The following is a 14,777-nucleotide window of genomic DNA, read 5'->3' as shown; positions in this document are numbered from 1 at the left end:
CGGCCTTGCTTAGAAGGCGACTCCCGCGTGCAGGACGACGTTGGCGTAGGCGGTGGCCTCCCCGGTACGCACCACCGCGCGCGCCCGGCGCGTGAGGCGTTTGAGTTCGTCATGCGGCACGATCTCGGTCGGGATGTCACGTAGGACGTCCCAGCCGCCGCCCCGTTCGGCGGCCACGGTGGCCCGTTCGACGACGCATTCGTCAAGCACCGCCGCGAGTACGGCGAGGAACGGCGGCTCGCCGCGTCGCCAGAGCAAGTCGATCGACTCCACTCCGGGTGGCACGGGCAGCCCGGCGTCCGCGATGACGATGAGGTCACCGTGTGCGGCCTCGGCGAGTACCGCCAGCAGGCGCGGATGCCACAGTCCGTCAGGTCGCATGGATGGTCACCTCCGCAGAGTCGTACGTCGGTGCGCCGAACAGCCGGTCCACCTCGTCGCGGTGTGGCAGGGACGCCGCCGCCCCCGGGCGGGAGGCGGCCAGCCCGCCGGCGGCACAGGCGCGTCGGGTGGCCGTGGCCAGGTCGGCCCCACCAGCGGTGCGGGCGAGGGCGAACTCGGCGCAGAACGCGTCACCGGCGCCGACGGCGTCGACCGCGTCCACAGAGAAGGCTGGAACGTGGGTGACGCCGGTCCGGTCGGCGGCGATCGCGCCGTGTTCGCCGAGGGTGACCACCACCTCGGGGACGCCGAGGTCCCGCAGGATCCGCGCCGCGTCGTTGGCGCTGGCAGCTCCCCCGGCCAGCCCGGTAGCCTCCGTCTCGTTGACCACCAGCACGTCGGACCCGCGGATCAGCTCGGCGAGGTCGTCGCTCGGGTGGTCGGGTAGCGGCGCGGCGTTGAGCACCACTGGGACACCCGCGGAACGGGCGGCGTCCGCGGCGACGCGACACGCGTCGACCGGGACCTCCAGCTGGAGCAGCAGCGCGTGTGCACCGTCGAGCTGCGCGCGCAGATCGGGTGCCGTCAGCGTCGCGTTGGCACCCGGCGAGATGGTGATCATGTTTTCGCCGTCGGGGTCGACGACGATGAGGGCCACCCCGGTGGCGACCTCCGATGCGACCGCCACACCGGACACGTCCACCCCGCTGGCGGCGAGGTCGTCGCGCAGTTCGGCGCCGAACTGGTCCGCGCCGACCACGCCGACCAGCGCGACCTGGGCACCCAGCCGCCGCGCGGCGAGTGCCTGGTTGGCGCCCTTGCCGCCGGTGCCGCGCACCATCTCGGTCCCGGCGACCGTTTCTCCGGGACGTGGCAGGCGCGGCACCCGGATCGACAGGTCCATGTTGAGGCTGCCGAGGACGACGATCTTTCCAGTCGTCACGCTGTGGCCTCCGTGATGGTGGAGTCGCCGCCGGCCGGGTCCGGGCAGCCGCAGGAGCCGCGGGCGACCAGTCTGGTGGTGCAGACGACGCGGGTCGCCGGGCGGTCAGGGTCGGCGACCTTGGCCACCAGCCACTCCACCGCGAGTCGGCCCAACTCCTCGACGGGCTGCCGCATCGTCGACAGGGCCGGCACGGTGTAGGCGCCGCCCTCGATTCCGTCGAACGAGAAGATCGCGAGGTCGTCCGGGACCCGGATACCCATCTCGGCAGCCGCCCGAAGAACGCCGAGCGCCTGTTCGTCGCTGGCGACGAAGAGCGCGTCGGGCCGGTCCCGCTCGGCCAGCAGGGCAAGGCCGGCGCGGTATCCGTGGGCCCGGCCGAAAGGAACGTGTACCAGGGCGGCCGGCTCCTGGCCGGCCTCGGCTAGCGAGCGCCGCCAGCCCGCCACCCGGTCGACCGTGGGGTGCAGGCCGGCGAGTCCGGCGACGCAGCCGATCCGGCGCCGGCCATGCCCGATCAGGTGCGTGGTCGCCTGATAGGCGCCCCCCTCGTGGTCGACCAGCACCTGGGTCGCCTCTGGCAGTTCGATCTCCCGGTCGAGGACGAGCCGTGGCATGCCCTTCTGCGCGAGTTCAGTGATCCAGCCGCGGGTGCCGCCGTGCGCGGGTACCACGATGAGGCCGTCGACCTGGCGGTCGATCAGGGCTCGGACGTACGTGGCCTCCCGCTCGTCGTCGTCCATCGCATTACCCAGCAGCATCGTGTAGCCGTGTTCGAAGCCGACGTCCTCGATGCTGCGGGCGAGTTCGGCGAAGAACGGGTTGGAGTTGTCCGGGACCACGAGGCCGAAGGTCATGGTCCGGTTCGTACGCAACGAGCGGGCTACCGCGTTGGGCCGGTAACCAAGCTGCGTGATCGCCGCGAGCACCCGTTCCCGGGTCGCCGGAGCGACGCCCCGCGGACCACCGTTGAGGACGTAGCTCACGACCGCCTCCGATGTACCGGCAAGCTGTGCGACATCTCGACGTGTCACCATTGCGCGCCCTCGACTCCCGTCATCAACTCGTGTTGAGGTGGAGTATCTGAGCGCCACCAGCGATCCGCAAGGGTCGATCGATCAGCCGCCCGTGCTTTCCGCTGTCTGACCATCACCATGTTTCACCGATCGTTGTCTCGTCCGTCCTCCGCCAAGGCAGCCGCAGTGGCCGCGCGGCCACGACGACGAGGCGTGCCTCGCCGCGACGTCGTGGCCGCGAGCCCACTCAGATCGGTCGTGTCATCAGGTCGACGTACAGGTTCCAGAAGGCGTCCTGGTCGATGTCGAAGAGCACCTGGATCTTCTGCGTGCCGGCGGGGAAGTTCTCCGGATCGTTCATGTCGCGGTCCCTGCTCGGGCCGTAGCCGAGCGCTCGGCCGTAGTCGGGGCCGAACGTCGTGTCGATGTCCACGTACCGGTCCTCGATCTTGGTGGCGATCGAGGGGTCGAGGAACACGGCGGAGGTGATGGAGTCCCACACGAAGGACTCGCGGGCTGGGTTCGCCTCGAACTGCGGGCCCTGCAGGTCACGGAACATCTTGGTGATCGGAGTGTTCCGGGCGCCGACGATGCGGTCGTACTCCTTCTTCGTGTAGTGCACGCGCTCGGCCACGTCGTTGGGCACCACGAGCTGCCGCTTGAACGGGGTTCGGAGAACGATCTTCGCCGCCTCCGGGTCGAACCACCAGTTGAACTCAGCCGCCGGTGAGGTGTTGCCGGGGATGTCGACGGCGCCACCCATGTAGATCACCTGCTTGACCAGCGGCACGATCTCGGGGTATGTGCGCACGGCGAGGGCGACATTGGTCGCCGGGCCGAGGACGAACAGGGTTACCTGGTTCGGATACTTCTTCACCTGCTCGGCGATGAACTGCGCCGCAGCCTCCCGAGCCGGCTTCGTCCTGGGGTAGCCGCCGTAGGGCTCGGTGGCCAGCTCGCGGTACGACGGCGGACGCTCGCGCCGGTACGCCCCCATGTACTCGACGTTGCCGAACAGGTCCTGCTCGGCGCCGATGGTCGCTTGGCGGCTGCCCATCAGGGGCTCGCCGCCACCCTGTACGACGGGCACCCGGTTCTGCTGCTTGATGAGTTCGAGTTGCCGCAGCGAGTAGGCCGTCCCCTCCTCGGCCCAGGTGTTCCCCGACACCACGGTGACCCCGAGCAGGTCCACCTTCTTGGAGTTGGCGAGCATGAACATGGCGACGGCGTCGTCGTTGAGCTGCCCCATGTCGACATCCATGATGACTTTCTCGGTCGCCGTCGGGGCCGGCGGTGCCGCCGGAGTGACCTGCGCTGGCGCGGCCACCTGCGCTGCCGGCTGCGCCTGGCTGGCCGGTACCGCCAGGAGCACCGCGCCGAGGACAGCTGTGGACACCGTCGAGACGAGTGCCGGGGCTTTGGGCATCTTCACCGTGCGGACCATCCTTTCGCTCGTACGCTGCGGCGAGGCGGGGCTCGCCGAATGGAGTCGCGGCCGGGGCGCGCCAGTCGACGGCCGCCTGGCCCGGAGGCGAATCGGCACGTGGACCAGGATCACCAGGAGTGTCTCGGGGGTTTGGCGCGCACGCTGTTGCTGGCTGGGACGAGGGCTGCCAGTGACGGATCCGGAGCGTCACACAATCATCAACTCGAATTGGCAACTCGAGTTGCCAGGCAGCTTGCGGCACCCGCATTCATGACGGCAACCCTTCGTGATCGATCCGTTATGTAGCACGTTGTCGATGCGTGCCGGGCCGATGCATGTCGCTCGAACTGGTCACCCCGCTCGGCCTGCGTCACAGTGCAGTCCAAAGAGGATGGACATGGCGGCGGCGCGTCAGTGGCGGTCGCGGAGCGCGAGGCGGCCTTCGGTTACGAACATGTAACGACCCTGGTCACTGTCTTGCCGCCCGTTTCGGAGATTGGCTTCGATGACTGCAACACGTGTTGACAACACGAGTTGCAAGCATGGACAGAAGGGAACCGCGAATGCTTGGAGGACGAAGACTAGCCCGCGGGATCGTTGCCGTCATCGCGACTGCGCTCGCCGCCGCGGCGGTCGGCGCACCACCGTCGTCCGCGTCCGGACGCCACCACCCGCAACCGGTCAGGCTCATCTTCGACACCGACTTCGGCGGCGACGTCGACGACGCCGGCGCTGCCGCGATGCTCAACGCGATGCAGGACGACGGCAAGGTGCGGGTGCTGGCGATGATGACCAGCAACCTGACACGTTGGGCCGCCCCCGGGCTCGACGCCATCAACACGTATTACCGCAACGGGAACATCCCCATCGGTGCGCTCGAACCGGGCTACGACGACCCGGAGAACAACAACCTCTCGACGTACGCCGAGCACCTCGCGAAGTCCTTCCCGAACGATGTGCGGGACTCCTCCCGCGTACCCGAGGCCGTCGACCTGTACCGGAAGATCCTCGCCAAGCAGCCCGACCACAGCGTGGTGATCGCCGTGGTGGGTGGCCAGACCAACCTGGCCCAGCTGCTGGCATCACATCCCGACCACCACAGCAGGCTCTCCGGCACGCAACTGGTGGCGAAGAAGGTCCACCACGTTGTCGCGATGGGCGCCCAGTTCCCGAGCGGCTTCGAGTGGAACATCCGACTCGACCCGGAAGCAGCCGCCACCGTCGCTGAACGCTGGCCGACGCCGGTCATCTACAGCGGCTTCGAGGTGGGCGACAGCATCTACACCGGACGGCAACTGTTCTTCAGAACCCCGCCGGTCAACCCGGTCCGGGCCGCCTACGAGCTCTACGTCGGCTTCGGGAACAACCGCGAGAGCTGGGACATCACTGCCGTCTACTACGCGGTGCTCGGCGGAAACGGGATGTTCCGGCCATCCGAGCCGGGCGTCGTCAACTTCGCCGCCGACGGATCGAACACCTGGACCCCCACACCGGGCGCGAACCGCTACTACCTCGAGACGACCGCCCCGGACGGCGAGATCGCCGGTGTGCTCGAGGAATGGATGGTCCAGCCACCCGAGTCGGGACGCCACCGGCACGACGGATGACCCTCCGACCGGACAGCCGTCGGTGCCCGGCCCGGTGCCACCGGCGGCCATGACTTGACACGGCCGTGCGGTGAGGGCGGCCCGCGCCCCCTCACCGGACCGGCTCCCGCAGGTACGTGAGCAGGGAGGACCCGGAATGTACGGAGCGCGACGAGTTACCCGAACGATTGCCGTCGGGGCGGTGGCCGCCTGTGCGGCCACCGCCCTGGCGGCACCACCCGCCCCGGCTGCGGCGATCGGGCCGGCCCCGACCACGCAGGCCGCCCACACCTCGGCCGCCGCCGGCGCCACCTCCGTGAGCGGACCCGGAGACAGGCTCTCGCTGAGCAGAGAGACGTACGCCGACCGGCTCCAGGCCATGTGGCTCGCCGAGTGCATCGCGAACTGGACCGGACTCCGCACCGAGCTGCAACGGGCCAAACCCCCCTTCTATACAGACGACGACTGGGGCACCAACCAGGGGCAGGGCGGTGCGCCGATCGACTTCGTCATCCAGGACCCGTGGGGAGCCGATGACGACACCGACATCGAGTACGTCTACACGCACCTGATGGCCAACGTCGCGGGCAGCCCCTGGTTGTCGCCCGAGCAGATCGCCGACGGGTGGCGAAGGCACATCAACAACTTCATCTGGGTGTCCGACGCGCGCGCCCGAGGACTGATGGAGCGCGGCATCCTGCCGCCGTCCACCGGAATGAACGTCGCGAACACCGACTCGCTCATGATCGACGCGCAGCTCACGACCGAGGTGTTCGGTGCGGTCGCCCCCGGTCGGCCCGACCGCGCCCTACAGCTGGCGGACCTGCCGATCCGCACCACGGCGGACGGCTATGCCACCCACATCTCCCAGTACTACGTGGCGTTGTACGCCCTCGCCCCGGTCGTCGACCAGCGGATGACCGGGCGCGACCAGGCGTTGTGGCTGACCCGAGAGGCACGCAGGTTCCTACCGAACACGTCGAAGGCGGCGGACATCGTCGACTTCGTCCTCGCCGACTTCCTGGCCAACCCGGACGTGAACGACTGGGAGAAGACTCGCGACCGGATTCACCAGCGTTATCAGGTGGACGCGGCGGAACACGGCTTCATTTACCGCGCCGACGTCGAGGCCGCGATCAACTTCGCCACGGGAATCATGGCGCTGCTGTACGGGCAGACCGACTACCGGCGCACCATTCAGATCGGGACCCTGTCCGGCTGGGACTCCGACAATCCCACCGCTACGCTGGGCGGCCTCATTGGCCTGATGCGCGGCACGGATTACATCCGGGCACAGTTCCCCGGAGTGACTCTCTCGGACCGGTACAACATCAACCGCACCCGCGACAACATGCCTGACTACCTGCCAGACGATGCGCAGGCCGAGGACACCTTCACCATGCTCGCCGGCCGCATGCTGCCGCTGGTGGACGAGATGGTCCGCTCCGGGGGCGGCACGGTCTCGACCAAGGGCTGGGCCATCCCGATGGTCCCGGCCCCCGACCCTGGACGCCCCGCCAGCCTCGCCAGCGCCAACCCGGCGGTCGACCTGTACCTGCGCAGTGCCAACAACCAGGTAAGACGGGCCGGCGGCAAGGTTCAGTCGACCACTTCGGCGACCGGAACGAGCGATGGCGGCGGGCGTCCGGACCCGGCGCTGTTCGCCGACGGACGCGAAGCGAACTTCTCCGGCAACGAACCCCGGCAGAATGCCACGTTCTTCACCGGACGCATCGACGGGCCGGCGACGTTCGACGTGACCTACGACCGCCCTGTGGAGGTCGACACGGTGCGCTTCATGGGAGGCGACACCACGCAGACCGGCGGCTGGCTGAAGTCAGCCCGGGTCGAGTTGCGAGGGCTCGACGGCCGCTGGCAGAAGCCACCGTCGAGCGTCGTACAGCTGAGCAAGCCGAGTAGCGAGCAGCCGTACCAGATCGTGGATTTCGCCCTCGGGCGCTCGCTGCGAGTGACGGGCGTGCGGGTGGTCGGAGACCTGGGGGAGAGCGAATACGCGAGCGTCGCCGAGGTCGACGCGCTCGCACCTGCCAAATCCCGCGGAAGCGGAGTCGTCGACTCGCCCCTGATGGTCACTCCCGCATCCGCCGCCCTCACGCCCGGTGCGAAGCTGAAGGTCGTCGTCGCGCTCCCGCACGGCGGGGCACGCCCGTGGAACGGCCGCCTCACGCTCGACGCGGACGGACTGCGAGTGTCGCCGAAGAGCGTGAACTTCCGCAACATGCGACCCGGCGGGCAGGCGTCCGCCGTGTTCCAGGTCCAGGTGCCGGAAGATACGCGCACCCTGGGGCTCCGGCACCTGACTGCCGAGGCGAGCGTCGCCGGAATCGCCATCCCGTCCGCCACCGCGGTGGTCTCCGTGTTCACCTTCAATGACATCCGTCCCCTGGTGGCCACCGCAGGGCGGGGGAACAGCATCCAGCTGGGCTGGCGGCCGGCCGACGCCGGGAAGGGCCTCGTGCGATACCGGGTGTACGGGTCGACCGACCCGGGCTTCGTCGTGGGACCGGCCACGCTGCTCGCGGAGGTCGACGACACCTCCTTCGCGCACACGGAAACCGGGTTGAACGAGACCTGGCACTACCGGGTGATCCCGGTGGACGACGGCGGCGTCGAGGGAACCGTTTCGAACCTGGCCTCGGCCACCACTGGTTCTGTCTTCCTGATCGAGGCGGAGTCGTTGACACCGCCGGCGGAGGCGACCGCGCCGTACCAGATCCAGGGCGACTGCTGCGGAGTGAACTGGTCCGACGGCCGACAGCTCTGGTTCCAGGCAGAAAAGGTCGGTGACCGACTCACCCTGCGTTTCGAGGTGCCGCAGGCCGGCCGTTACGACCTGACTCTGGCGTACACCAAGGCCTGGGACTTCGGGATCCAGACCCGGACGCTCGACGGCGAGCCGCTCGGGGAAGCCTACGACCATTCGACATCCGGGGACGTGGCGATCGATCGCCAGACCTACGGTTCCGTCGACCTCACCGCCGGGATGCACGAGCTCAGCTTCGTCGTAACCGGCAAGCAGGCGACCTCGCCGCGGTACGGCTTCGGGGTCGACACCATCGAGCTGCAGCCGCAGTCAACGGCGAGGTGACTGGAGAGCCTGCCTCGTCGGGGCGCTCGTACCGTCAGGTACGAGCGCCCCGCTTGCCGGTGTCAGTGTGGGTCCGATCCGCCGGCTAGAGCGCTCACCAGGTAGGTGTTGCGCGACTCGATCAGCCGACGCAGGTACCGGTGCAGCAGCGTCTCGGTGATCAGCCACCCGAGCAGACCGTACGGGGCGGCGAAGTCGATCACGTCACGCATGACCGTGGTTCCGCTCGCCGCACCCGGGACGAAGGTGTGCTCGTGGCGCCAGCGGCGGAAGGGGCCGGCGACCTGCTCGTCGACGAAGCGGTGCGGGCGGTCGTACGCGTTGATCCGGGACGTCATCCGCCAGCGGACGCCGAAGTGCCGGGCGACCCAGGTGACCGAGTCCCCCAGCGACATCCGGCCGGACATGACGCCGGCCACCGCTCGCTCTCCGCCCGACGACATCGAGGCGGTATGTGCATCGACGTCCAGCGACAGGTCGAAGACCTGTTCCAGCGGCGCCGGGACGACGGTGGTGATGTCGATCAGCGGCACGTCCCCAACCTACGCCGCGGCGATCGCCTCACCCAGCTCGCGGCGGACCGGTGACGAGTGGCTTCCTCGGCTTTTGCCGCCCGTCCCGGTCGCGCCCGACGGTCCGACGGTTGTGACCTGCGTCACTTGACTTGAACTTTCATCCGCCATTCACGTCTGGTGCGCCCGGATACCCCTCGCATTCCTCTAGGAGAACGATGCGATCAGTTCGCAACTTATCGGCGCTGGCACTGGTGGTGCTGGGCGTCTCAGCGGTGGTGCCGGGCGGCACACCCGCGTCCGCGCAGCCCCGGGCCGCGAAGCCGGCGACCACACCGGCGGTGGCGAAGCCGGCGACCGTACCCGCGGTCGCCGCCAAGCCCCGGACGATCACGTTGGTCACCGGCGACACCGTCCACGTCAGCGCGGTGAACGGCCAGACGGCCGTCAACGTCGTACCGGGCAAGGGACGGGAACGGATCCCGTTCATCACCCACAGCGCCGGCGAGAACGTGCGGGTCATCCCCGCCGACGCCGTCAACCTGCTCAACCGGGGCAAGCTCGACGAGCGCCTCTTCGACATCTCGACGCTTGTCGAATTCGGTTACGACGACACCCGGGCCACCCTGCCGCTCATCGTGCAACACGGCAGCGCCGCCCCGGCCGGGCTGGCCGGCGCCCGGACCACCCGGGAGCTTCCCGGGCTGAGCGCCGTCGCGGAGAGCCGCACGGAGGCGGTCTCCTTCTGGAACGGCGTCACGTCCACCGCGGGTGGCACCGAGCGGCGCCTGCGGGCCGGGTTCGACAAGATCTGGCTCGACGGGCTGCGCAAGCCCACCCTCGACGTCAGCGTCCCGCTGACCGGCGCGCCGGAGGCCTGGCAGGCGGGCTGGACGGGTGCCGGGGTGAAGGTCGGCGTGGTCGACACCGGCGTCGACCAGACCCACCCCGACCTGGCCGGCCGCGTCGCAGCCGCCGAGAACTTCACCTCCGACCCGGACGCCCTGGACCGGGTCGGCCACGGCACCCACGTCGCCTCCACCATCGCCGGCGGCGGCGAGGCGTCGCAGGGCCGTTACAAGGGCATGGCACCCGACGCGACGATCTACAGCGCCAAGGTCTGTGTCGAGGAGGGTTGCCCGGAGTCGGCGATGCTGGCCGGCATGACCTGGGTGGCGCAGCAGGGCGTCAAGGTCGTCAACATGAGCCTCGGTGGCCCGGACAGCCCGGAGACGGACCCGATCGAGGCGGCCGTGGCCGACCTCACCCACCGCTACGGCACGCTCTTCGTGGTCGCCGCCGGCAACAGCGGCGAGGCCGGCGAGTCCACGGTGAACTCGCCCGGCAGCGTGGCAGAGGCGCTGACCGTGGGCGCCGTGACGAAGACGGGCGAACTGGCCGAGTTCTCCAGCCGGGGCCCGCGCACGGGCGACGCCGGCATCAAGCCGGACATCACCGCGCCCGGCGTCGGCATCGTCGCCGCCCGCAGCGCGACGTCCGGCCTGTGGCCGTACGAGGAGAACCCGCAGTACACCAGCTTGAACGGCACCTCGATGGCCACTCCGCACGTGGCCGGCGCGGCGGCGCTCCTGACCCAGCAGCACCCGGACTGGACGCCCGAGCGGATCAAGTCCACGCTGATGGCGGCCGCGAAGCCGAACCCCGCCATCGGTGTCTACGAGCAGGGCGCGGGCTTCCTCGACGTGGCGCGGGCGACCCGGCAGACCGTCACGGCGAGCCCGGTCAGCGTCGCCTTCGAACGCACCACCACCGCTCAGCAGCGCACGATCACGTACGCGAACACCGGCTCCTCCGCCGTCACCCTGGCCGTCTCGCTCGACGCCAAGGGCGCCGACGGCGCCCCGGCGCCGGCCGGCGTGTTCGGGCTCAGTGCCTCCTCGGTGACTGTCCCGGCCGGCGGCACGGCCACCGTCAACGTCACGGTGCAGGCCGGCGCCGACCTGCCCGACCAGTACTTCGGCGGTGAGGTGACCGCCAGCGGCGACGGCGTACAGGTGCAGACCCCGGTCGCGCTCGACATCGCCCGCAGTCAGCTGACCCTCAAGCTGGTGGGGCCGGACGGCGGAGCGCCCACGCCCGAGCAGGGCTGGGTGACCCTCCTGACCGACCTGGACCGGCAGACCACGCTGCAGCTCACCGATCCCGAGACCACCACGTACCGGATCCGGGCGGGCCGCTACCTGGTCCAGACCTACATGCAGAGTGGCGACGCCTACTTCCCGCAGATCACCTCGTTGGTGCGCCCGAGCCTCGACCTGACCAGGGACCAGGCGCTCACCATGGACACCCGCCTGGCGAAGCCGATCGCCGTGTCGGTGCCGAACCCGAAGGCCACCCTGATCTTCCCCGAGGCCGGCTGGACGATCCGGACCGAGCAGCCGCAGATCTGGGGCAGTAACGACCCGTTCGCCGTGCTGATGAACCTTCCCTTCGACCACCTGCGGACCGCGCAGATCGGGGCCGGCAAGACGCCCGGCTTCGTCTCCTACGTCAACGGGATCTGGGGCCAGGTGGCCCAGGACGGCAGCCTGCACAACAGCCCGTACGTCTACCGGGTCTACCTCTACGAGCCGGAGAGGATGATGACCGGGCTGACCCGCCACCTGGGCGCACGGGACTTCGCCACGGTCCGCTCCCAGGTCAGCGCGGACGTGGCCGGTGTACCGGTGTCGCGGCTCGCGTTCGCGCACGCACCCGGGAACTCGGCGATCCACCGCTCGGCCGACGGGCGCCAGGCCCCGCCGAGCTTCACCTACGACGTGCCGAGCACCATCACCGAGTACTACAACCAGGACAAGAAGGCGGTGTGGCAGTCGGTTGCGGGACAGCAGGGGTACACGTACTACGAGTCGGCGTGGACCAGCTTCAAGCCCGGGCACACGTACAACGTGAAGTGGGCCAACGGCGTGGTCGGCCCCGTCTTCCCGGAGCCGAACTTCGGCCAGCAGTACGCCACCCGCTACTGGGGTGACACGATCGGCGGACCGGGGCCGCTGCACGGCGACGGCGCCGGGCACATGGGCTTCCGGCACGTCGTCGGTGGCAGCGTGCAGGTGGACGTCTACCGCAACGGAGTCAAGATCGGTGACGCGAACCAGGCGCCGTGGGCGTGGGACGTGCCCGCGGAGGAGGGTGACTACAAGCTGACCGCGAAGTTCCAGAGCGACCCGGCGTTCACCCTGTCGACGGTCGTCGACGCGGAGTGGACGTTCAAGTCCGGGCACGTGAGCGACGGCGACCTGGTCAAGCTGCCGATGACGGCGATCCGGTACACCCCGGAGCTCGACCTGGACAACCGTGCCCCGGCCGGGCAACTGTTCGCGATCCCGATCTCGCTCGACCGTCAGGTCGGCGCGGCACCGGGCCGGACCAAGACCTTGACCGTCGACGCGTCCTTCGACGACGGCAAGACCTGGCAGCCGCTGACGGTGCGGCGGTCCGGTGAGAAGGCGGTCGCCCTGGTGCAGAACCCGACCGGCCACGGCTTCGTCTCCCTGCGTGGCGCCGCGACGGACACCAGCGGTAACACGGTCAAGCAGACCGTCATCCGCGCCTACCGGTACTGACGGTTGCCCCCGGACGCGGCGCGCACCGGCGCCGCGTCCGGGTCACCGGTGCCGGCCCGGCCCGTCGCCCATCCGCCGGGCCGGCGGCGAGCCCGTGCCGTCGAGCCCGGCGAGGGTCTCGCTCCACTCCTGGCCGGCCGAGGCCGGACCACTGTTCCGTGAAGCGGAATTCGCCGATGCGTGATGGTCGTGGAGCCGTTCGACGGCGGCATCGCGCTCGGCGACGTCGTCGTGTTCCTCCCCGAGCTCCACGGCGTAGGCGCGCAGCAGGTCGTGCATCCGCCACCGGCCGTCGCCGGGCTCGACCAGCAGTTGGGCGCCGAGTTCGGCGAGCAGGCTACGGGCGGAACGCGGGGACAGGCCGCCCAGGGCAGCCACCGCTTCCGCGCTGAACTCACCGGCCGGGTGCAGCGGCAACAGCCGGAAGAGTCGAGCCGCCTCGGGCGAGAGGGCCCGGTACGACCAGGAGAAGACGGTCGCCAGATCGGCGTGCGCGTCCCCGAAGCCGGTCAGCCGGCCATCGGCCTCGGCCAGCTCGGCGGCGACCGCGGGCAGGCTGAGCCCGCGCCGGCCGACACTGCGGGTGGCGACCAGCGCCAGGGCCAGCGGCAGCCGCCCGCACCGCGTGATGATCTCGTCGACGGCGGCCCGGTCGGCGGTCGCCGCGTCGCCGAGGCGGCGGATGAGCAACTCGTGTGCCTCGGCGATGGTCGGCAGATCGAGGTGCAACGAGTGGGCACCGACCGGGCCGGGCACGCCGGTGATCCGACGACGGCTGGTGGCGATGACGAGGCTGCCGCCGACACCGGGCAGCAGGTGGCGGATCTGGTCCCAGTCGCGGCAGTTGTCGAGCAGGATCAGCATCCGGCGCTCGGCCAGGATGCTGCGGTAGAGACCGGCCTGGGCGTGCAGCTCGGCCGGGATGGCGCCCGGCGCGACGCCGAGCGACCACAGGAAGCCGCGCAGCGCCTCGGCCGGCGTCATCACCGAGTCACCGGAATCGAAACCACGCAGGTCCGCGTGCAGCTGCCCGTCGTTGTAGCGGGTGGCCAACCGGTGAGCCAGGTGCACCGCGAACGTCGTCTTCCCGACGCCGGGCATCCCGTCGATGACCAACGCGCTGGCCGGCGGGTCTGCGGCCAGCAGCTCCTCCGCGGCGGCCAGCGCGGCCCGGCGGCCGGTGAAGTAGGGATGGTCGGCGGGCAACTGGGCCGGCCGCTCGGCCCGGGCCGGTCGCGAGAACTCCAGTTCGGCCGGCGGCCATGATTCGGCCTCCACGCCGCCGGGCGGCCCGCCTGGCCGGGTGGAGACCGGGCGGCTGATGGCGGCCTGCGTGCGGGCAGGTGGCGCTGCGGGCCGTACGAGGGTGGGTGTGGCGGCGTGCGGTGACTCGGGGCCGGCGGCCGGAAAGTGGTGGCGGAGCAGGCTGTCCCGCGCGGCGCGCAGGTCGACGCCCGGCTGGATGCCGAGTTCGTCGGCGAGCCGGTGCTCGATGTCGGCGTACGCCGCGAGGGCCTCGGCCCGCCGGCCGTCGGCGGCGAGCGCGAGCAGCAGCCGTGCCTGCAGCGCCTCGTCCAGTGGCTCGTACTCGGCGACCAATCGGATCGCGGGCAGCACCCTGTGGACGTACCCGGCCCGTAAGGCGGCGTCGGCCGCCGCCCGGGCGGCCGCGGACCGCTCCCCGTCGACCGCGACGAACTCCGGATGGGGCCGGCCACCGGCCCGCAGGCCCGAGGCGCACCTGTCACGCCACAGCGCCAGCGCCTCCCGGTAGAGCTCGACGGCCGGCTCGCCGGAGCTGTCCGCCGCCTCGGCCACCAGGCGCCGGAAACGCCTCAGGTCGAGCGACTCCCCGTCGATTCGCAGCCGGTACTCGGCGCCGTCGCGGATCAGCACCGAGCCGGCCGCCCTCGTCGGAAGGTGCGGCTCGAAGCGCCGCCGGAGCACCCCGACGTGCCGGTGCACCACGTTGACCGCGCTGGACGGGGGATCGGACTCCCAGAGCAGGTCGACGAGTTCGGTGACGCTGACCGTCCCGCCGGCCCGGACGAGCAGCAACGCCAGGATCAGCCGCTGCTGCCGGGTGCCCAGGTCGATCTCGGACCGGCCGCGCCAGGCCCGGATCGGGCCGAGAACTGCGAAGGAGAGCGGGCTGGTCATCGTGATGCGATCCAGGTGGGGCCGGTTGCCAGGATCGCCACAGCGTGGCAGGACCCG

General features: G+C 70.4%; 9 protein-coding genes. 3 read left to right on the top strand and 6 right to left on the bottom strand.

The window, feature by feature from the left end:
* Positions 1-9: 9 nt before the first annotated feature.
* The 4 genes from BXA10_RS09445 to BXA10_RS09430 all read right to left on the bottom strand — a co-directional run bounded on the left by BXA10_RS09445 (position 10) and on the right by BXA10_RS09430 (position 3,766).
* Complete coding sequence (locus BXA10_RS09445) at positions 10-381, bottom strand: RbsD/FucU domain-containing protein (RefSeq protein ID WP_076469822.1); 372 nt, start codon at positions 379-381, stop codon at positions 10-12.
* Positions 371-1,324, bottom strand: a complete 954-nt coding sequence (locus BXA10_RS09440) for a ribokinase (RefSeq protein ID WP_076469820.1) — start codon at positions 1,322-1,324, stop codon at positions 371-373. The genes BXA10_RS09445 and BXA10_RS09440 overlap by 11 nt, the downstream gene beginning before the upstream one ends.
* Positions 1,321-2,361 carry a LacI family DNA-binding transcriptional regulator gene (locus BXA10_RS09435; RefSeq protein WP_076469818.1) on the bottom strand — a complete coding sequence of 347 codons (1,041 nt, stop codon included), beginning with the start codon at positions 2,359-2,361 and terminating at the stop codon, positions 1,321-1,323. The genes BXA10_RS09440 and BXA10_RS09435 overlap by 4 nt, the downstream gene beginning before the upstream one ends.
* Before the next feature lie 226 nt (positions 2,362-2,587).
* On the bottom strand, positions 2,588-3,766 hold the full coding sequence (locus BXA10_RS09430; protein ID WP_245828198.1) for a nucleoside hydrolase: 1,179 nt from the start codon (positions 3,764-3,766) through the stop codon (positions 2,588-2,590).
* Between the two features lie 563 nt (positions 3,767-4,329).
* On the opposite strand from BXA10_RS09430, the gene BXA10_RS09425 reads away from it, so the two are divergent.
* Complete coding sequence (locus tag BXA10_RS09425; protein WP_076469816.1) at positions 4,330-5,373, top strand: nucleoside hydrolase; 1,044 nt, start codon at positions 4,330-4,332, stop codon at positions 5,371-5,373.
* A gap of 181 nt (positions 5,374-5,554) precedes the next feature.
* Complete coding sequence (locus BXA10_RS09420) at positions 5,555-8,461, top strand: ADP-ribosylglycohydrolase family protein (RefSeq protein WP_076469814.1); 2,907 nt, start codon at positions 5,555-5,557, stop codon at positions 8,459-8,461.
* Between the two features lie 62 nt (positions 8,462-8,523).
* Here BXA10_RS09420 and BXA10_RS09415 read toward each other — a convergent pair whose 3' ends face one another.
* Positions 8,524-8,994 carry an SRPBCC family protein gene (locus tag BXA10_RS09415; protein WP_076469812.1) on the bottom strand — a complete coding sequence of 157 codons (471 nt, stop codon included), beginning with the start codon at positions 8,992-8,994 and terminating at the stop codon, positions 8,524-8,526.
* A 197-nt stretch (positions 8,995-9,191) separates the two neighbouring features.
* Here BXA10_RS09415 and BXA10_RS09410 point away from each other — a divergent pair, with 197 nt between their 5' ends.
* A complete protein-coding gene (locus tag BXA10_RS09410) occupies positions 9,192-12,560 on the top strand; it encodes a S8 family peptidase (RefSeq protein ID WP_084752458.1) in 3,369 nt (1,122 codons plus the stop codon).
* Between the two features lie 42 nt (positions 12,561-12,602).
* Here the strand turns inward: BXA10_RS09410 and BXA10_RS09405 are convergent, their stop codons facing one another.
* Positions 12,603-14,720 (bottom strand): AfsR/SARP family transcriptional regulator, encoded by a 2,118-nt coding sequence (locus BXA10_RS09405; protein WP_139337937.1) that lies wholly within the window; start codon positions 14,718-14,720, stop codon positions 12,603-12,605.
* Between the last annotated feature and the right edge of the window lie 57 nt (positions 14,721-14,777).

This window comes from Micromonospora avicenniae, assembly GCF_900156065.1.
GTDB lineage: Bacteria > Actinomycetota > Actinomycetes > Mycobacteriales > Micromonosporaceae > Micromonospora > Micromonospora avicenniae.
This window is presented reverse-complemented; position numbering and strand designations above follow the sequence as displayed.